23 protein-coding genes are annotated in these 16,797 nt (G+C 70.3%); 19 read left to right on the top strand and 4 right to left on the bottom strand.

What is annotated here, in order from left to right:
• The first annotated feature begins 2 nt into the window (after window positions 1-2).
• From Asi03nite_RS30760 to Asi03nite_RS30705, 12 genes are all read left to right on the top strand, one after another.
• Complete coding sequence (locus tag Asi03nite_RS30760) at window positions 3-371, top strand: hypothetical protein (protein ID WP_203684006.1); 369 nt, start codon at window positions 3-5, stop codon at window positions 369-371.
• Entirely contained in the window at window positions 361-852 is a 492-nt protein-coding gene (locus Asi03nite_RS30755) for a phage tail tube protein (RefSeq protein WP_203684005.1), read from the top strand. The genes Asi03nite_RS30760 and Asi03nite_RS30755 overlap by 11 nt, the downstream gene beginning before the upstream one ends.
• A 109-nt stretch (window positions 853-961) precedes the next feature.
• Window positions 962-1,240 carry a hypothetical protein gene (locus Asi03nite_RS30750; protein ID WP_203684004.1) on the top strand — a complete coding sequence of 93 codons (279 nt, stop codon included), beginning with the start codon at window positions 962-964 and terminating at the stop codon, window positions 1,238-1,240.
• Window positions 1,237-1,785: a hypothetical protein gene (locus Asi03nite_RS30745; protein WP_203684003.1), complete on the top strand. Its 549-nt coding sequence runs from the start codon at window positions 1,237-1,239 to the stop codon at window positions 1,783-1,785. Before Asi03nite_RS30750 ends, Asi03nite_RS30745 begins: the two co-directional genes overlap by 4 nt.
• Window positions 1,786-1,889: 104 nt before the next feature.
• Window positions 1,890-2,147, top strand: coding sequence for a hypothetical protein (locus Asi03nite_RS30740; protein ID WP_203684002.1), 258 nt, complete (start codon window positions 1,890-1,892; stop codon window positions 2,145-2,147).
• Window positions 2,148-2,156: 9 nt separating this feature from the next.
• Window positions 2,157-6,341: a phage tail tape measure protein gene (locus Asi03nite_RS30735; protein ID WP_203684001.1), complete on the top strand. Its 4,185-nt coding sequence runs from the start codon at window positions 2,157-2,159 to the stop codon at window positions 6,339-6,341.
• A gap of 194 nt (window positions 6,342-6,535) precedes the next feature.
• Window positions 6,536-7,315 (top strand): hypothetical protein, encoded by a 780-nt coding sequence (locus tag Asi03nite_RS30730; RefSeq protein WP_203684000.1) that lies wholly within the window; start codon window positions 6,536-6,538, stop codon window positions 7,313-7,315.
• 10 nt (window positions 7,316-7,325) lie between these two features.
• Window positions 7,326-8,420 carry a DUF5047 domain-containing protein gene (locus Asi03nite_RS30725; protein ID WP_203683999.1) on the top strand — a complete coding sequence of 365 codons (1,095 nt, stop codon included), beginning with the start codon at window positions 7,326-7,328 and terminating at the stop codon, window positions 8,418-8,420.
• A gap of 2 nt (window positions 8,421-8,422) precedes the next feature.
• Entirely contained in the window at window positions 8,423-8,977 is a 555-nt protein-coding gene (locus Asi03nite_RS30720; protein ID WP_203683998.1) for a 3'-5' exoribonuclease domain-containing protein, read from the top strand.
• Entirely contained in the window at window positions 8,974-9,249 is a 276-nt protein-coding gene (locus tag Asi03nite_RS30715) for a hypothetical protein (protein ID WP_203683997.1), read from the top strand. Before Asi03nite_RS30720 ends, Asi03nite_RS30715 begins: the two co-directional genes overlap by 4 nt.
• An 8-nt stretch (window positions 9,250-9,257) precedes the next feature.
• Window positions 9,258-9,917 (top strand): hypothetical protein, encoded by a 660-nt coding sequence (locus tag Asi03nite_RS30710; protein WP_203683996.1) that lies wholly within the window; start codon window positions 9,258-9,260, stop codon window positions 9,915-9,917.
• A complete protein-coding gene (locus Asi03nite_RS30705) occupies window positions 9,914-11,038 on the top strand; it encodes a hypothetical protein (protein ID WP_203683995.1) in 1,125 nt (374 codons plus the stop codon). Before Asi03nite_RS30710 ends, Asi03nite_RS30705 begins: the two co-directional genes overlap by 4 nt.
• Window positions 11,039-11,041: 3 nt before the next feature.
• On the opposite strand, the gene Asi03nite_RS30700 is transcribed toward Asi03nite_RS30705, so the two are convergent.
• The gene (locus Asi03nite_RS30700) at window positions 11,042-11,626 is read right to left on the bottom strand and encodes a type II toxin-antitoxin system Phd/YefM family antitoxin (RefSeq protein WP_203683994.1); all 585 of its coding nucleotides are present in this window, start codon (window positions 11,624-11,626) and stop codon (window positions 11,042-11,044) included.
• 89 nt (window positions 11,627-11,715) lie between these two features.
• Between Asi03nite_RS30700 and Asi03nite_RS30695 the strand changes: the two genes are divergently transcribed.
• Genes Asi03nite_RS30695 through Asi03nite_RS30685 form a run of 3 tightly spaced genes read left to right on the top strand, consistent with a single transcriptional unit; the run spans window position 11,716 to window position 13,150 of the window.
• On the top strand, window positions 11,716-12,462 hold the full coding sequence (locus Asi03nite_RS30695) for a hypothetical protein (RefSeq protein WP_203683993.1): 747 nt from the start codon (window positions 11,716-11,718) through the stop codon (window positions 12,460-12,462).
• Window positions 12,459-12,890: a hypothetical protein gene (locus Asi03nite_RS30690; RefSeq protein ID WP_203683992.1), complete on the top strand. Its 432-nt coding sequence runs from the start codon at window positions 12,459-12,461 to the stop codon at window positions 12,888-12,890. Before Asi03nite_RS30695 ends, Asi03nite_RS30690 begins: the two co-directional genes overlap by 4 nt.
• Window positions 12,878-13,150: a hypothetical protein gene (locus tag Asi03nite_RS30685; protein WP_203683991.1), complete on the top strand. Its 273-nt coding sequence runs from the start codon at window positions 12,878-12,880 to the stop codon at window positions 13,148-13,150. Before Asi03nite_RS30690 ends, Asi03nite_RS30685 begins: the two co-directional genes overlap by 13 nt.
• Before the next feature lie 114 nt (window positions 13,151-13,264).
• Here Asi03nite_RS30685 and Asi03nite_RS30680 read toward each other — a convergent pair whose 3' ends face one another.
• Window positions 13,265-13,582 carry a hypothetical protein gene (locus Asi03nite_RS30680; protein ID WP_203683990.1) on the bottom strand — a complete coding sequence of 106 codons (318 nt, stop codon included), beginning with the start codon at window positions 13,580-13,582 and terminating at the stop codon, window positions 13,265-13,267.
• Between the two features lie 24 nt (window positions 13,583-13,606).
• Here Asi03nite_RS30680 and Asi03nite_RS30675 point away from each other — a divergent pair, with 24 nt between their 5' ends.
• Together Asi03nite_RS30675 and Asi03nite_RS30670 are read left to right on the top strand one after the other, a co-directional pair.
• Window positions 13,607-13,870: a hypothetical protein gene (locus tag Asi03nite_RS30675; protein WP_203683989.1), complete on the top strand. Its 264-nt coding sequence runs from the start codon at window positions 13,607-13,609 to the stop codon at window positions 13,868-13,870.
• Window positions 13,871-13,878: 8 nt separating this feature from the next.
• Window positions 13,879-14,262, top strand: a complete 384-nt coding sequence (locus Asi03nite_RS30670) for a hypothetical protein (RefSeq protein WP_203683988.1) — start codon at window positions 13,879-13,881, stop codon at window positions 14,260-14,262.
• A gap of 83 nt (window positions 14,263-14,345) precedes the next feature.
• Here the strand turns inward: Asi03nite_RS30670 and Asi03nite_RS30665 are convergent, their stop codons facing one another.
• Together Asi03nite_RS30665 and Asi03nite_RS30660 are read right to left on the bottom strand one after the other, a co-directional pair.
• On the bottom strand, window positions 14,346-14,588 hold the full coding sequence (locus Asi03nite_RS30665; RefSeq protein WP_203683987.1) for a hypothetical protein: 243 nt from the start codon (window positions 14,586-14,588) through the stop codon (window positions 14,346-14,348).
• A 53-nt stretch (window positions 14,589-14,641) separates the two neighbouring features.
• A complete protein-coding gene (locus Asi03nite_RS30660) occupies window positions 14,642-14,821 on the bottom strand; it encodes a hypothetical protein (RefSeq protein WP_203683986.1) in 180 nt (59 codons plus the stop codon).
• A 160-nt stretch (window positions 14,822-14,981) separates the two neighbouring features.
• On the opposite strand from Asi03nite_RS30660, the gene Asi03nite_RS30655 reads away from it, so the two are divergent.
• Both Asi03nite_RS30655 and Asi03nite_RS30650 read left to right on the top strand, forming a co-directional pair.
• A complete protein-coding gene (locus tag Asi03nite_RS30655) occupies window positions 14,982-16,232 on the top strand; it encodes a helix-turn-helix domain-containing protein (protein ID WP_203683985.1) in 1,251 nt (416 codons plus the stop codon).
• 234 nt (window positions 16,233-16,466) lie between these two features.
• Entirely contained in the window at window positions 16,467-16,778 is a 312-nt protein-coding gene (locus tag Asi03nite_RS30650) for a hypothetical protein (protein WP_203683984.1), read from the top strand.
• Window positions 16,779-16,797 lie beyond the last annotated feature (19 nt).

Below are 16,797 nucleotides of genomic sequence, written 5' to 3'. Positions count from 1 at the left end.
GCGTGAACACCTACTGGCTGATCGGCCCCGACAACACCTACGCCCAGGTCGAAGGCGCCGCGCGGCGCGACGAGCTGGCGTCGCACGGCTGGACCGCGACCGACGAGCCGTCCGGGTCGGACCGGGTCTGGATGCAGCACGACGTGACCGGCGCGATCTCGCTGCTCCCGGCCGCCGCGCTGGAGCCGTGGCAGGCCAAGGGCTGGCAGCACGTGGCCCCGCCGACGACGAAGACCGAGCAGGGCTACCTGGTGGTGCTGCCCGAGCCCGGCGAGCAGTCGCCCCCGGCGGCCGCCACCGAGACCCCCGCCGTGGCGACGTCGCCGGCGGACGAGAAGCCCAGCGCAAAGGAGCAGAAGAGTGGGCGCTAACGACATCATCGGCGACGGCAAGGAGGCGTGGTTCTACGTCCCCGCTGGCGGCGTCGCCAACATCGCCGCGCCGACGGTCTTGGAGATCACCTCCGGTATCCGCATCTCGCAGTGGATGACCATCGACGGGGCGACGGGTTTTGCGCCGGAGACCGCGGCGGCAGCGACGTCGGGCATCGAGGACCGGACCGACACGAGCATCCCGGGCCGGGTGACGTTCTCCAACATGATGTTCCGGTTCCGCGCCCAGCAGGGCACGGACGTCGCCAGGGCCACGCTCACCTACGACACGCGGGGCTTCGTGTACCGCCGCAAGTCGATCCTGGCGACCACCCCCGTCTCGGCCGGCCAGAAGATGCGCGGCTTCTACGTCGCGTTCGGTGAGCAGGTCGACATGGATTACGAGCAGAACATGCCCGAGCGGTGGCAGGTGCCGCTGTTCCCGGCCGGCACGCAGAACGTGCTGGCCACCGTCGTCTGACCTGAGCGCATCCGCCTTCGCCGCCTCCGACCGGGGCGGTTTTTTCGTGCCCGGCCGGTCCTCCCGGAGCCGGTCGGGCGCCTCATCCGGGATCCGGGAGTGGAGAGAAATGGCTATTCAGGGAATGCCGGTGCGGGATCTTATTTCCGCCGCTGAGACCAGGCTGGGCGACGCCGAACGAAACCTCGCGACCTGCCTCGATTCGCTCAACTCACACAAGCGGCAGCACGGCGGCGTGCCGAACCTGGAGGTCGTTTCCCTGTCGCAAGCGCAGGCAGCAGTGGCGCAGGCGTATGCATCCGTCGCTCTTGCGAAGTCCTGCGTCGCGATGGCCGAGGCGACCGAGGCTCTGCACGACGACACGGCCCGGGGCGAGGTGCAGGCGTGACCACGTACGCAGAGAAGTTGAAGCGCGCCCGGCGGGCGCGGCGCACCGTCGACATCTGCCTCGCCGGCGATCTCGTCGACGAGTTCGAAAAGCTCGCCAAGCAGCTCCAGGAGGCACAGGCGCGACAGACCGCCTCAACCTCGCTGGAGGACTCCGGAGAGGTCGTCACGATCGCGGAGCAGATGGAGGCGCTGCGCCCGCAGATCCAGGAACTCACCGAGCCGTTCGTCCTGCAGGCGATCTCCGGCACGAAGTACCGGACCCTCAAGGCGCAGCACCCGCCCCGCGAGGGCGACGACGGCCAGGTCATCGACCAGGACAAGGTGCTCAACGTCAACATCGACGAGTTCGCCGAGCCCCTGATCCGCGCCTGCCTGGCCGAGCCTCAGTTCAACGACGAGCTGTGGGCCGAGACCATGGAGGAGCTCACCGACGGGCAGTGGGACGCACTGGTCAACGCCGCGATCCTCGTCAACGAGGGCCGGCTGACCGTCCCTTTTTCGCCCGTCGCCTCCGAGATAGTCCAGAGGAACTCCAGCGAGTAGAGGCGGCTGAACGGCTCGGCATCCCGCCGTCGCAGTTCGATGGCCGCGAGCCGGCCGAGGTCACCGAGTACCAGTACGACGCTGACGGTCGTCTGGTCCGGTCGGTGACCACACGGGACCCGCGGTGGACCGACGAGGACCGCGACTGGATGTTGGCGCTCGCCGTCTATCGGTCCTGGCTGTGCCCGAAGTGCGGCGGACTCCTCGAGGAGTGCACCTCCCACGCCGACACCGGTCCGACCTTCCAGGTGAGCAAGATCCGGTGCCGCCGCACGGATGCGCTGATCACCGAGCAGGAAGCGAACACGCTCCCCAATCCCGAGGCGCTGCTCTGGGCCTGGGCGGCCCAGGCCCGAATGTAGGAGGTCGACGTGGCCCGCACCGTGACCGTCAAGATCGGTGCGGACACCAGCGACTTCCGGGCAAAGCTGCGCGAGGCTGGCCAGTCCGTGCGCCAGTTCCGCGACGAGTTGGGCAAGGCCGCCAAGGCCGGTCACCTGGACGAGGTGGCCGACGGCATGGCCCGGGTGGGCGCGGTCGGCGTGGCCGCGTTCGGCGGCGTGGTGATGGCCGCGGCGCGGTTTGAGAAGAGCATGTCCGGCGTCAACGCGGCCACGCACGCGTCCGGCCGCGAGATGGATCTGCTGCGCCAAGCGGCTCTGCGGGCGGGCAAGGAAACCTCGTACTCCGCGACGCAGGCGGCCGACGCGATCACGGAGCTCAGCAAGGCATCCGTCTCGACGTCGAACATCCTCGGCGGCGGGCTCACGGGTGCCCTGTCGCTGGCGGCCGCCGGGCAGATGGACGTCGCCGAGGCGGCGGAAGTCGCGGCGAACGCGATGACGATGTTCCAGCTCAAGGGCAGGGACATCCCGCACATCGCCGACCTGCTCGCCGCTGGTGCTGGCAAAGCCCAGGGCAGCGTCGCCGACATGGGCGAGGCGCTCAAGCAGTCCGGCCTAGTGGCGGGCCAGTTCGGCCTGTCGGTAGAGGACACCACCGGCGCCCTGGCGGCACTGGCGAACGCCGGCTTGATCGGCTCGGACGCCGGCACGTCGCTGAAGTCGATGATCCAGTCCCTGCAAAACCCGACCAAGGAATCGCGGAACCTGATGCAGGACCTGGGAATCCAGGTCTACGACGCACAGGGCAAGTTCGTCGGCCTCACGAACCTATCGCAGCAGATGAAGGACAAGCTGACCGGGTTGACGCAGGCCACCCGCGATCAGGCGATGGCGCAAATCTTCGGGTCCGACGGCATCCGGGCGGCCACGGTGCTGTACCGCGAGGGCTCGTCAGGCGTCCAGAAGTGGATCAACGCGGTTGACGACAGCGGCTACGCGGCTGACACCGCGCGGCGCCAGACGGACAACCTGATCGGCGACCTGGAACGGCTTAAGGGCAGCCTGGAGACCCTGGCGATCGAGTCCGGCGGCGGAGCGAACGGTGGCCTGCGCGTGCTGGCGAAGACCGCGAACGCACTCGTGGACCAGTTCGCCGATCTGCCGCCGGTGGTCGGCGGGAGCGTCACGGTCCTGGCCGGCCTGGCCGGCGGTGCGGCGCTGCTCGCGGCCGGCTGGGTCAAGGCCCGCCGCGGGACGGCCACGTTCCTCGAGGAGTTGCGCGGCACCGGCCCGGCCGGCACCCGGGCGGCGACCGGCCTGCAGAAGGTGACCGGCGCGGCAGGTAAGGCGGCCGCGGCGTTCACCGCGCTGCAGGTGGCCAGCATGGTGGTCGGCGAGTTCCAGTCGAAGCTGAACCCGCAGGCCGAGGCGCTCGCGAACAGCCTGGGCACGTTTGCCACCTCGGGCCAGACCGCCGGCGAGATGTCCCGGCTGCTCGGCGGTGACCTGTCGAAGCTCGACGGGCAGTTCCAGATCCTCGCCGACTCGGCCGGCAAGGCGACCTGGGCGCGCGGCCTACAGTCCGGCCTGGAGTCCCTGATCCCGGGCCTGGACGGCACGGACGGCAGCCTCGCCAGGACCAGGGAGCGGGTCACCGCGCTGGACCAGGCGCTTGCGCAGATGGTGCAGGGCGGCCAGACCGACCAGGCGAAGAAGGCGTTCGCCGGGCTGGCAGGGCAGCTCGCCGTCAACGGCGTGTCGATGGACGAGTTCAAGAAGCAGTTCCCGCAGTACGCGGCGGCGATGCAGGTCGCCAACACGACCACCTCCGACGCGACCGCGAAGACCGGCGAGCTCGCCGGGGCGCTGGGTGAGGGCGTCGGCGCGCAGAAGGAGTACGCGTCGGCGGCTGATGCGTCCGCGGCCGCGGTGCGGGGCGAGCGCTCCGCCCTGGAGCAGCTGTCCGACCAGCTGAAGGCCGAGACGGACCCGGTATTCGGGTTGTTGGATGCGGAGCAGAAGCTGGCCGAGGCGCAGAAGGCCAGCGCGGACGCGATCAAGGAGCACGGCAAGAACTCGGCTGAGGCGAAGGAGGCCACGCGCAACCTGGCCCTGGCGGCGATCGACCTGGAGGGCAAGGCCGGCGCGCTCGGCTCTGCCTTCAATGGGGAGCTGACCCCGGAGCTGAAGTCGACGTTGGAAGCGGCAGGGCTGACCAAGGGGCAGATTAAGGACCTGGCCAAGCAGTTCCGCGACGCGAAGAAGGATGGCGACAAGTTCTCCAAGAGCTACCAGGCGGAGATCTCGCTGTCCGGCTACGGCCGGGTCAAGGGCGACCTCGACAAGCTGCTCGTCTACCAGCAGGCCCTGAAGAAGGGCATCCCGATCTCGGCCGCTCAGTCCGCGTTCAACAAGAACGCGTACCACTCGGGCGGCTGGACCGGGCCGGGCGAAAAGTACGAGCCGGCGGGCATCGTGCACGCTGACGAGTTCGTGATCCGCAAGGAGAGCCGGCAGAAGATCGAGCGAGAGAACCCCGGCCTGCTGGACGAGATGAACGCGACCGGCCAGGTCCGCGGGTACGCCGGCGGCGGCGCGGTGCTGCCGTTCCGGACGAGCGTGTCGGGTACCCGGGTGCCGTCGCGTGCGGAGGTCGCGCGTGCAGCCGGCCCGGTGTTCGACCGGGACTGGCCGTCGAGCCCGAGCGCCCAGCGCGGTGACTCCGGGGTGTGGCGCTCGGTCGTCGCGCTGATCAAGAGCACCGGCCCGTTGTCCGGCGAGTTCGGCAACGCGTACCGTCCGGGCGACCCGAAGTGGCACGGCTCCGGGCGCGCGGTCGACTGGATGGGCTACGAGCAGGACGCTCTGGCTTCCTTCCTCGCCAGCAAGAGGCCGCTGGAGCTGATCCACCGGACGAAGCACCGGGACTACGCGTACACCCGCGGCGTCAACAAAGGCAGCTTCAATTCCGCGTTGATGGAGGCGCACCGCAACCACGTGCACATCGCCATGAAGGACGGCGGCGTGATCAACGAGCACGTCATCGGGGTCGGCCGCAGTGGCGCCACGTACGAGTTCGGGGAGAACGGGCCAGAGGGCGTGACCCCGCTGCGCGGGTACGCGAGCGGTGGGCTGGTCAGCGTGGCGCCGCGAAGCTCGTCGGGTGCGGGTTCGGGCGGCCGGCTGGGCTACCTGGAGTCGGTGCTGGCGGCCCGGGACGCGGTGGAGTCGCTCACCGCCGCGTTGAAGGAGAACGGCCGGGTCTGGTCGAGCAACTCGGCGCGGGGCCGGGACAACAGGCAGTCGCTGATCGCCGGCGTCCGGGCGGCGCAGCAGGCCGCCGAGGCGAAGTTCGCAGAGACCGGCTCGGTGCGGCAGGCGAACCGGGTCTACGCCGACTACATCCGCCAGCTCGACGCGGCGATGAAGCGGATGGGTGTCAACGCCAAGGCCAGGCGCGAGCTGATCAAGGCCTACTCGGAGCAGCCGAAGTACGACCTGGGCTCGGCGGGGGCGGCCTCGAATTCGTCCGCCCGGGTCAAGACCGTGACGGACCAGATGTCCGCCGATGAGGCGCTGGGCGACATCCGCGCTGCGTTCGCCTGGACGCGGCCGGGGTTCGACCCGAAGACCGACACCGGCCGGAGTGAGCTCAAGCAACTGTTTGCGTTCTTGAGCGCGGCGGAGTCGGCGGCGCAGAGCCTGTTCGCGGAGACCGGCAACAGTAAGTCGGCGGCGGCTCTGTACAACTCGTACGTTGCTCAGCTGCGGTCGCTCCTCAGCCGGTCGGGGATGGGCAGGTCGGCAATCGACCGCCTGCTCCAGCAGTACGGCCGGATCACCCTGTCGGCGAACCGGTGGGGCGGCATGTACGAGCGGGCCAGCGGAGGCCTGCGGGAGGCGCAGATCGCCGACGGCGGCCCGACGCAGTACGCCTGGGCGGAGCAGAGCACCGGGGGCGAGGCGTTCATCCCGCGCCTCGGCGACAAGTCCAGGTCGCTGGCGATCTGGCAGCACGTCGGCGAGCGGTGGCTGCACCAGCCGGTGTGGCGGCCGGGGGCGGCCGGCGGCGCGGCCCGGTCCGGGCCGATCACCGTGCAGGCCACCATCCCGATCACGCTCGGGTCGGAGGTCATCACCCGGCAGGTCCGCATCGAGGTCGACGCCGCAGTCGGCCGGGTCGTCGACGCCGTCGTCTACGAGACCGCCTGACGCCGGGCGGGAGCCTCGAGGAACCGCCCGGCGCCACCGTCCTCACGGATACGGCATCTCGTCGACGTTGCCGGGTGCACCGCACAGCGGGAGGGCAGCAGGCCGGGGTCGAGACCGTGGCCCTGGCCGGAGCTGAACCGGCATCACCACCAAGTGCAGGGCCGTGAGGCCCAACGATATCGCAGGGGGCTGCCGTGCCGACGACGCTGACCGCCACCCCGGAGCCGGCCAACAACCCGCCGCGGGTGCTGCTGCAGCTGGAGTACACCGGGCAGAGCTCGGCGACCATCGTGCGCAACGACCCGGACGGCAGCCAGACCCCGGTCCGGCTCGCCGAGCCGGCCGCCCTGGACGGGTCCGGCGTCTGGGTGGGCTACGACTACGAGAGCTGGTTCGAATCGGCCACCACGTACACGGCGTCGACCGGCGCCGGCAGCATCACCAGCTCGGCGGTGACGCTGTCGGTGTCGGACGTGTGGCTGCGTCACCCCGGCGTCCCGTCGCTCAGCCAACGCATCGATTTCCAGGGCGAGGGCACGCCGGTGCGTGCGGTCGTGCAGGCCGTGCTGGAGCCGCTCGGCCGGCGCACCCCGATCGTCGTCTCCGACGGGCAGCGCAAGTCCAAGCGGGGCGACATCACCATCCGCACCAAGAGCGACGCGGAGCATGATGCGCTGCTCGCCCTGGTTGACGACGTCACGCCGCTGCTGCTCGACGTGCCGCCCAGCAAGGCGTTCGGGGCGGACTTGACGCACCAGTACCTGGCGATCGGCGACCTGACACAGAACCGGCTGCGGCCGGACTACTACCCGCACCCGTGGCGGATCTGGATGGCGCCGTACATCGTGGTCGGCCGGCCCGCCGGTGGGATACAGGCTCAGCGCACCTACGCCGACGTGCTGGCCGCGCACGCCACCTACCAGGCGGTGCTCACCCGGTACGGCAGCTACACCAGCATGCTCACGGGGGCCTGACGTGTATCCGGTGAGCCCGGTGTTCGGGCAGGCGCTGCGCGAGTCGCACGCCGTGGTGGTTCGGGTGGACGCCTACCTGGGCGGCACGCTGATTGCCGGGGACATGCCGATCTCCGGCGGGTCGGTCAGCGTCGCCGGCGGCACCGGGGTGCGCCGCACCCTGGACCTGACGATCGCCGACCGGAGCCTGTGGGGCACGCTCGACGTGATCGGGGTGGAGCTGCGCCCGTACCGCGGCATCCGCTACCCGAGTGGTGACGTGGAGCTGGTGCCGCTCGGCGTATTCTCGCTAGACCAGCAGTCCATCGCGGTCGAGCCGGGCGGCGGGATCCAGGTGCGCTCCGCGCCGGACCGGTGGGCCCGAGTGCAGCGCGCGCAGTTCGAGCAGCCGACCCCGGCGATCCCGACGGCGACGATCGCCAGCGAGATCCAGCGCCTCGTCACCGGCGCGGTCCCGGGCGTCACGGTGGTGAGCACGGCGACCAGCACGGCCAAGGCCGGGCCGCTGGTGTGGGAGCAGGACCGCGCCCAGGCCGCCGTTGACCTGGCCACGTCGATCGGCGCCGAGGTGTACTTCGACCAGGCTGGCAACCTGGTGATCCGGGATGCGCCGCTGCTGTCGCAGACCCCGGTGTGGACGGTCGACGCGTCAGCCTCGGGAGTGTTGCTGTCTGGCGAACGGATCCGGGACCGCAGCCGCACGTACAACGTGGTGGTGGCCTACCCGAGCTCGCTGACAGGCTCGGCGCCGTACGCGCCGGTGATCGTCGCCGACACCGACCCGCTCAGCCGCACCTACGTCGGCGGGCCGTTCGGGCGGGTCCCCTACCGGTACACCTCGCCTGCGATGACCACGCAGGCGCAGGCCCAGCAGGCCGCGAGACCCCTGCTCAACCGCCTCAAGGCGATCAACGCGCAGCTCAACGTGACCGCGGTCGTCAACCCGGCCCTGGACCGCGGGGACGTGATCACCGCGCTCACTCCGGACGGGACCAGCGAGCTGCACCTGATCGACTCGCTGACCATCCCGCTGGAGGTGGGCGGCACCCAGCAGATCACCGCCCGGTCCAGCCGGCCCGAGGGCGACGTCCCAGCAGGAGAGTGAGCATGCGCTACTTCTACGACACCGAGTTCCTGGAGTCCGGGCCGGAGCACCCCATCGAGCTGATCTCCATCGGCATCGTCGCCGAGGACGGCCGCGAGCTGTACCTGGTCAACCGCGACGCCCCCTGGGGGAAGATCAAGAAGAACGGCTGGCTGATGGCCAACGTCGTGCCGCAGCTGCCGCAGCCGCACGGAGACTGGCGCAACCACATGCCGAAGCGGTGGCTGATCGACCTGAACAGCCCGTACGTGCGCAGCCGGGAAGCTATCGCCGACCGGGTGGCGACGTTCCTGCTGGGCAACGACCTGGAGACGTACGCCGACCTGGAGCTGTGGGCTGACTACGGGGCCTACGACCACGTCGCGCTGTGCCAGCTCTTCGGCCGGATGATCGACCTGCCGGACGGCATGCCGATGTTCACGCACGACCTGCAGCAGGCACTGCGCGCGGCCGGGAACCCGTCGATGCCCCAGCAGGCGAGCGGTACGCATAACGCACTGGAGGACGCGCGCCACCTCAGGGCATGCTTCCAGGCCCTGCAGGGATCTCCCCGTTGAACACCACCAAGCTGGCCGCGGAGATCACCCGCAGCCGCCCACCTCAGGGAGCCCCGTCGTCCTGGGTGGAGCCGGCCGTCGTCGCCACCGTCACCCCCGGCGCCGCGGCCGACGGTGCTGCGCTGGTGGAGGTCTCCTGGCGCGCCACGATCGTCCAGGCCGCCTACCTGTCCCCGTACACCCCGGCCGTCGGGCACACCGTCGCGGTGCTCTACCAGGCCGGCGGGTCGCTGCTGATCCTCGGCCGCATCGTCGGCACCCCGCCCAGCTAAGGAGCACCGTGCCCAACACCGCGAACCTGTCGCTGCCGTACCCGTCGCTGTCTAGCGCGCCGAACGTTCCGCAGGACATCCAGAATTTGGCCGCCGCCCTGGACGCCAAGGTCGGCGGTGTCATTCTCTGCACCTCGGCGACCCGGCCCACCGGCCGGCACGGCGCGGTCATCTACGAGACCGACACCCGGACGTTCCGGCTCTACGACGGCACCAACTGGCTGCGCCTCTCGATGGTCAACGAGTCCACCAGCGGCCGGGTCAACGAGCCCACGGACATCACCGGCATCTCCTCGACCAGCCCTACCGCGGGGACCCCCGTCTGTGGACTTTCCTTCACCGCGCCACCGTCCGGGGCGGTCTACGTCACCGTGGGCGGCCGGATCGAAAGCAGCAGCGGCGGCAACGAGACCCGGCTCGGCTTCGAGATCCGCGCGGGCAACGCCATCGGCTCGGGCACTGTCACGCTCGGCCCCGACTTCACCCGGGCGCTGACGGTCGGGACCGCCGTCAATACATCTCAGCCCGCGGTGCTCAACGCCAGCCTGCGCTACCCGGTCGACCTCACCCCCGGGACCGTCTACAACGTCCGAACGATGCACTGGGTGACCGGCGCCAGCAACGGGGCCGTCATCCACCGCACCCTGATCGTGGAGCCTGCCCTGTGAGACGCATCCTCGCTGTCCTCGTTGCCGCCGTCCTCACGGCGGCTTTTTTGTGCCTGCCGACCGCTCCGGCGGCCGCGCTGACCCGGTCGGAACAGTGGCGCGCGATCGGCGAGACGGCCATCGCCCGGTACGAGGCCGCGACGCCGCCGACGTCGTTCAAGCCGATGGTGTGGTCGGCCGCGATGCTCGCGTACGCGGACCTGCGCGGCTGGTCGGATCCGCACATCCCGGTGCTGATCGATCGGCTCATGGACGCCCGGAACCCGGACGGCGGCTGGGGTGTCAGCGCCGCGCTGGACGCCTGGCAGGACGGCACGAAGAATCCGGCGTCGACCACGTACACGGTCACGCTGTCCGGCCACGTCGGACCGGCCCTGCTGCGCGCCTACCAGGCGGGCGTGTTCACCGACCCGGAGCCTTTGCAGACTGTGGTCAAGCTGCTGATGACCACGGCCAAGTCGACCACCTCGGCCGGTGACTGCTTCGCCTACTCGCGGGCGGCTGCCGACGTGCCTAGCGCGGACCGGCCGTGCATCCACAACGTCAACGCGTCCGTGGCGCACTATCTGCTGCGCTCCAAGGCGGCGGGGTTCGACCGGGGTGGCCTGGCCGCCCAGGTGACGTCGCTGACCCGCCGCGAGATCTCCGCCTACAACGTCTCGTGGGCCGGCTGGCCGTACGCCGACGGCCGGACCGTCGCCCAGGAACTCGACCATGGTTCGTACTCGGCGCTCCTCATGCTGGACCTGGCGTACCCGATCGGCCGGGAGGCGATGACCGCCGTCGTGGGTCGGCAGGGTACCGATGTCGACACCGTGCTGGGACACCTGCGCATCGCCGCATCCCCGCCCGGCCCGCCGGTCTTCGGCGGGTCCTGGTGCGCGGCGGGGGACCGGTACATCGCGGAGGCGCAAAACGCCGCGCAGACGTGGACATCGGCGACCGATCTGGCCGCGATCGCCCAGGGCGCCGCCCGCAACGCGGCCGCCTGCGCCGAACCCGGCGGCCCCGGGGCGCCGCCGACCACCACTCCTCCGACGACCAGGCCGGCATCCGACCCGACCACGCCGCCGAGCCCGTGGCCGGACCCGACAACCGCGGGGAGCGCTGGCCGCTCCTGACGGTCAGCGGGCCGCCCACTCGCCATCTGTCGCGGCGAGCGCGGCGGAGGCGGTGGCCAGATACTCCCCGGCGTCCCGCCCGTCGCGCACCTGCCAGTAGCCCTCTACCCAGTGCCACGCGGCGTGCCGCAGCCGATCACCGAGCGGGGTGGCGTAGATGCGCCACCGGTCGAACCAGGTCCGGTCGGTGTCGGCGTACACGGGCAGATCCTCGTTGTGGAGGGCGCGCTCAGTGTCTTCGCTCAACCGGACCGTCGGGTCGACGGTGCGCAGCTCGTTGCTCAGGCGCCGCATGGCCTCGGCCACGGCCTGGCCGCTGACCCACCTGCGGTTGGTCTCCGACTTCTGCACCTCGTAGCGCTCTCGCCGGGCCATCGCTGCTGCCTCGTCGTCGATCTGGCGGGCGAGGTCGTGCGCGGCAGCCTTGAGGGTGTCGACGGTGGGCATTGGTGCCTCCTGGTAGCGGACGAGTCGGGCGGCGGGCTTGCCGTTGCGGGTGAGGACGATGTCGGCGCCCTGCTGGACGGCGGTGACGAGGTCGCCCAGCAGCGGCCGCGCCTCCTTGATTCCGATGTACTTCCTGTTCACAGGCCAAAGGTTAACCTTTTGCCGAGCATGATCACAAGAGGAAATCGACGGGCTTCCGCCCCATCTGCACGTAAGAGTGAGGAGCCCCCATGGCCGCTACTCCCTACCTGGTCACCTGCCTGGTGACCCTGCGAGCCGAGTTCAACCGCCTGTCGCCCCGGCGCGACAAGAGTTCCGACGGCTGGATCGGCGACACCGCGCACGCCTCGCGCACCTCGGACCACAACCCGGACGGCGCCGGCCGGGTGCTTGCGATTGACATCGACTCGGATGGGCCGTGGCCGGTCCCGTTCGGCGCCCTGGTTGAGCGCCTGCGAGGCGACCCCCGGCTGGAGTACATCATCTGGAACCGCCGGATCGCCTCACGTAGCCGCGGCTGGACCTGGCGGACTTACACCGGGTCCAGCGACCCGCACACCGGCCACGCGCACCTCAGCGCACGGCACGACCACACCGGCAACACCTCGACCGCCCCATGGGGCCTGATCCAGGAGGACGACGTGACGCCCGAGGACATCGAGAAGATCGCGACCGCCACCGCCGCGAAGCTCAAGCCGCAGCTCGAGCAGGCCTCGTCCGCCTGGGACGATACATTCGGCCGGGGCGAGAGCCAGACCACTGCCGGGACCACGCTGATCGAGATCCGCAACAACCTGCGCGCGGTGCTGGCCAAGGTGTTCGAACAGCCGGACTCCCCGATCGACGAGGCCGGTATCGTGGCGGCGATCCTGGCCGGCCTGGCGCCGGAGAAGATCGCGGCGGCCGTCGCTCAGGCCGTGCCGCGCGAGCTGGCCGAGGACGTGGCGAACGAGCTGCGCGACCGGCTGGCGTCGTGACCGCGGCCGCCAGCCGGCTCGCCACCCGGCTCGGCCGCCGCGGCGCCGCGCTGCTCTTCTTCACCCTGCTCGACTTCGTGTACTGCCTGAGCCTGCTCACCAGCCCCCGGCCACTGTCGCCGCTGTACACCTGGATGGACACACTGGTCCCGCTTCCGGCATGGGCGGCGTGCTGGGGTGCGGTCGGCGCGATCTGCCTGTGGTACGCGTTCCGGGCGTACGACACACCGGCGTTCATGGCGGCGGTCGCGTTGAAGGTCGCGTGGGGGATCAACGCGGCGTTCGGCTGGCTGACCGGCGCCGTCCCGCTCGGCTACGTCAGCGCGGTGATCTGGCTGGCGTTCGCCGCGTTCGTGCATCTGATTGCCGGCGGCATCCCCCCGGGGGTGCGCCGAGGCACTGGAGGGTGGCGCGCATGGACCCTGTGATCGGTGCGCTTCTCACGCTGATCGGGGTCGTCTTCTCTGCCGTGCTGACCAAGCGGGGCAGTGACCGGAAGCTGCGACAGGACGCCGGCCAGCAGATGATCGATCAGCACCAGGAGGACATCGCCACGCTGCGCAAGGAGGTCTCCGACCTGCGCCGCACGCAGCGGATCCAGGGCGACTACATCGGCCAGCTGCGTCGACACATCGCTGACGGGAACCCGCCGCCGCCCCCTGCGTGGCCCGAGGGGCTGATCACCTGAGCAGGCGCCCGGCCTGGCAGGTGGGTGATGACCGTCAGTGACCCATTGCTTCCGCCGGCCGGGCGTCTCGCCTCTCCATGTTCGGCCATCCGGCCCCCGGCCTGAGCGCGAGGGTCACCAGCGTTGCGCGGCCCGCCATGCCCGCTGGCGCTCGGCTACATCGAGGTCGGCGCCGCACGCCCGGTACAGGTCGGCCATCGGCCGCCGGTGGCCCCACAGATCCGGATCGTGATCGATCGCGCCGAGCTCGTTGCCCAGCGCGACCCCGTAGACGACCGGGTCCGTGCTGAGCGTGCGCAGCTCGGCGACCGCCTGGTCGTCGGCTGGCCGGCCGAGCGCGAGCAGCATCCGCTCGGCGTGGCCACTCACCGCGGCCAGCTCCATCCGCTGACGCCCGTCCAGCCCGTCGACGGGTGGACGTTCTTTCACCATCTCGATCACCTCCAGGAGGTCATCATGCCGCTGCCCACCGTCGGCCGGATCGTCCACTACACCCTCACCCAGCACGACGCCGACGCCATCCAGGCTCGGCGGGCCGAAGCGGTCACCACCGCCAACATGACCGGCGAGGGCCAGACCCTCCCGGCCGTGGTGGTGCGCACGTTCGGCGGCGACGCCGCCAACCTGCAAGTCCTGCTCGACGGCCCGGACACCTACTGGGCCACCTCTCGCACCGAGGGCGAGGGCCCGGGCCACTGGGCCTGGCCGCCCCGCGCCTAATCCCCGAAATGGAGACCACCATGCTCAAGAACGGTAAGGCGATCGTCGCCCTTCTGGTCGCGCTCGTCGTCGCGGCGTGGCCGCAGCTGTTCGGTAACCACCGGCTCGACCTGGCCGAGGGGATCACTCTCGCGGCCGCATTGGTGGCGGTGCTCGTCACCTACCTGGTGCCGTTGGTGCCGTCCGCGCCGTGGCTTAAGACGCTGCTGTTTGCGGCGACGGCCGGGCTGGGCGTGGCGACCGCGGTGGTGCCCGGAGGGATCACGTCGGACGAGCTGCTCCTGATCCTGGGCGCGGTCGCGTCGGCGCTCGGGGTGTGGGCCGCGCCGGCCGCGTCGACCACCGGCGTCTCGGTCGGCTGGGGGCCGGACCAGTACGACCTCGCGGCGTGACGGATTGGAACGCTGACTCCTGCACCCGAAACTGAACACCCACCCCCGTTTCGCGGAGGTGGGGTGCTTCTCCGTGTCCAGGGTCAGGCACCGTCCCGATCGCGGGCCACGTACTCGGCCAGCACATCGGCCAGCCCGCCCGCATCGACCTCGCCGCGGATGACCGCGGCCCGCAGGTCGACGGAGAGCGCCTTGCGCGCCTGCTCCGGATCGTCCTCCGGCGTCGTCTGCTCGATGACCCGCCGGACGGCGGCCGTCCTCTGCTCTCGGTGGATGCGCAAGGCGTCGAGGACGCCCGCGGGCAGTGCATGAGGTAGGTCAGCCATCGGCCGATCCTCCCAGCCGGCCGCCATGCGGACGCATCCCTCGATCGGGTGAGCTAAAGCCAGGACCGGGCCACCCTCGCCGCGATTCCCGCCACGCTGGCCAACCGCAGCACCGGCGTCCCGTCGTCGTCGGTGAGTGCCACCTGGCCCTCCCCGACCTCCCGGCCGGCGGCCCGTTCCTGGGCCAGCACCCGCACCAGCTCGGCCTCGATCCGCGCCGCCAGCTCATCCATGCCGACACCGTAGACCGGCCCACCGACATCGCGCCCCGCCTGTGGATAACCCACGGGCGGGGCGCTTTCGTCGTTTCCAGGCTCTGTCGCGCTACCGTCGACAGTGGCGGCCGGGGTAGAGGCCGGCCGCCACACCCTGTCCTCTACCAGGGAGTCAGCAGTGGCCCAGCCGACTATCGGTGAGAACATCGCACGTTTCCGCCGCGCACGTCCGATGACCCAGGAAGACCTGGCAGAAGCGGCCGGCGTTAGCGTCGAGACGATCCGGAAGCTTGAACAGGGAAAATCCGGCGGGAACCCGCGGATGTCGACGCTCAACCGTCTTGCACGGGCGCTAGGCGTCCCGGCCACAAGACTGCTTGGCGATGCCTCCAGGGAGACCGCGGCAGCTGTATCCGACATTGACCAGCTCGGGCTGATCCAACTCCGGCAAGCTCTGCAGCCGCCACGAGGCCTCCGCGGCGTGCTGATCAACGGGCCCGAGGTAGATGCACCAAGCCTCGTCGAAGTCAGCAACGCCATTCGGGCCCTCGACGTGGCCTACCACCGGGACGACTATGCCACCACCCTCTCCGGGTTGCCCCTGCTGATCACCGAAGCCCGATCAGCCGTCAGCGAGGCCTCGACCGATGACCGCGCACAAGCTCTTGAGCTGATGGCCCAGACCTACCAGCTGGCCGGTACAACGCTGATCCAGCTGCACGCGTTCGACCTCGCGCACCAGGCGCTCAACGATGCCCTGGACGCTGCGGGCCGGGCCGGCAACGATGTCATCGGCGGATCGGTCATCACAACAATGTGCTGGCTGATGCTCCGCCAGGCCCGCTTCGACGAGGTCGAGCAGCTTGCCGTTGTAACTGCGGACGCGATCAACCCCAGCTTCGCTCGGCCGAACCCGGCGCAACTCGCCGTATGGGGCTGGCTGTTGCTGCGTGCGGGCGCCGCCGCGGTGCGGAACAACCGGGACGACGACGCCGACGGGATGCTCAACGCCGCAGCGGCCGCCGCGGTCCGAATCGGTGACCGGGTGCCAACCGCTCTCCTCTCGCCCGGGCCGGCCACCATCGGTGCTTTCTGCCCAACCACCGTGGCGTGGAAGCGAGTTGAGTCGGAGCTGATCGCTGGGCATCCGGACCGGGCGCTGGAGCTTGCGAGAACCGCTCCGGTTTCGGAGCGCCCAACGTCCAACAACCGGAATCGGCATCAGCTTGATGTGGCTGCTGCGCACTTGCAGGTCGGCCAGCCAGACGATGCCCAGGGTGTGCTGCTGACCTTGAAGGAGACGGCGCCGGCATGGCTCCGGCATCAGCGGTTGGCGACTGATCTGGTCTCGTCGATCATCGCCGAGAAGAAGCGGGCGTTGGGCACCGAATTGGCCGCGCTGGCCGAGCTGGTAGGTACCGAACGGTAACTGGTATCAGGCGTACCAGTTCCTCCTGGCGCGGGTTTCTGCTGGTACGTCGCCTACCTTCACTCCTGGTGTGCCATCCGTCACTCTTGATCGCAGCGACGGCGGGCAGCCGGGATTGAGAGATTTCCGACCGGCCCGTCGTCGCCCAGCGCGGCGGGCCGGTCGGTCTAGATCAACCATGGAAAATGCCCGGACCCGCCGCGCTGAGCCCTTGGACGCGGCGGAGGAGCGGGCATGCTCACTCAGGAACTCGGCACAGCGGCAAGCGCCACCCACAGGCAGATCCTGCCCACCGGCGTCTGCTCGGATCATGCGGCGCCGACGGTGTGGCCGTGCGCGTCGGCGATCGAGCTGCTGGTGCAGCAGTACGGCACCGGCTGGGTGCTAGCCGCGCACCTCTGGGACCAGTTCGAAGAGGCCGCGCGGCTGTACCCGAGCCTTGGCGTGCTGCACCTGCGAGACCTGGTCATCTCCCGACCGCTCGACGCGGTGCAGCAGTGGCTGGATGAGGGCCGCGGCTCCGGCCGGCGCCGCGAGGCGGCGTGACCGTGGGCGACTTCATTTT

It is taken from the genome of Actinoplanes siamensis, from assembly GCF_016862395.1.
Lineage (GTDB): Bacteria > Actinomycetota > Actinomycetes > Mycobacteriales > Micromonosporaceae > Actinoplanes > Actinoplanes siamensis.
The sequence above is the reverse complement of the archived record's forward strand: the minus strand, read 5'-3'. Positions and strand labels throughout refer to the sequence as shown.

Coding starts and splice junctions, on each gene's coding strand:
- Asi03nite_RS30680 (WP_203683990.1), bottom strand. CDS start 13,582: ATGGTGAAAGAACGTCCACCCGTCGACGGGCTGGACGGGCGTCAGCGG.
- Asi03nite_RS30660 (WP_203683986.1), bottom strand. CDS start 14,821: ATGGATGAGCTGGCGGCGCGGATCGAGGCCGAGCTGGTGCGGGTGCTG.
- Asi03nite_RS30720 (WP_203683998.1), top strand. CDS start 8,423: ATGCGCTACTTCTACGACACCGAGTTCCTGGAGTCCGGGCCGGAGCAC.
- Asi03nite_RS30670 (WP_203683988.1), top strand. CDS start 13,879: ATGGAGACCACCATGCTCAAGAACGGTAAGGCGATCGTCGCCCTTCTG.
- Asi03nite_RS30750 (WP_203684004.1), top strand. CDS start 962: ATGGCTATTCAGGGAATGCCGGTGCGGGATCTTATTTCCGCCGCTGAG.
- Asi03nite_RS30650 (WP_203683984.1), top strand. CDS start 16,467: ATGCTCACTCAGGAACTCGGCACAGCGGCAAGCGCCACCCACAGGCAG.
- Asi03nite_RS30695 (WP_203683993.1), top strand. CDS start 11,716: ATGGCCGCTACTCCCTACCTGGTCACCTGCCTGGTGACCCTGCGAGCC.
- Asi03nite_RS30675 (WP_203683989.1), top strand. CDS start 13,607: ATGCCGCTGCCCACCGTCGGCCGGATCGTCCACTACACCCTCACCCAG.
- Asi03nite_RS30685 (WP_203683991.1), top strand. CDS start 12,878: ATGGACCCTGTGATCGGTGCGCTTCTCACGCTGATCGGGGTCGTCTTC.
- Asi03nite_RS30665 (WP_203683987.1), bottom strand. CDS start 14,588: ATGGCTGACCTACCTCATGCACTGCCCGCGGGCGTCCTCGACGCCTTG.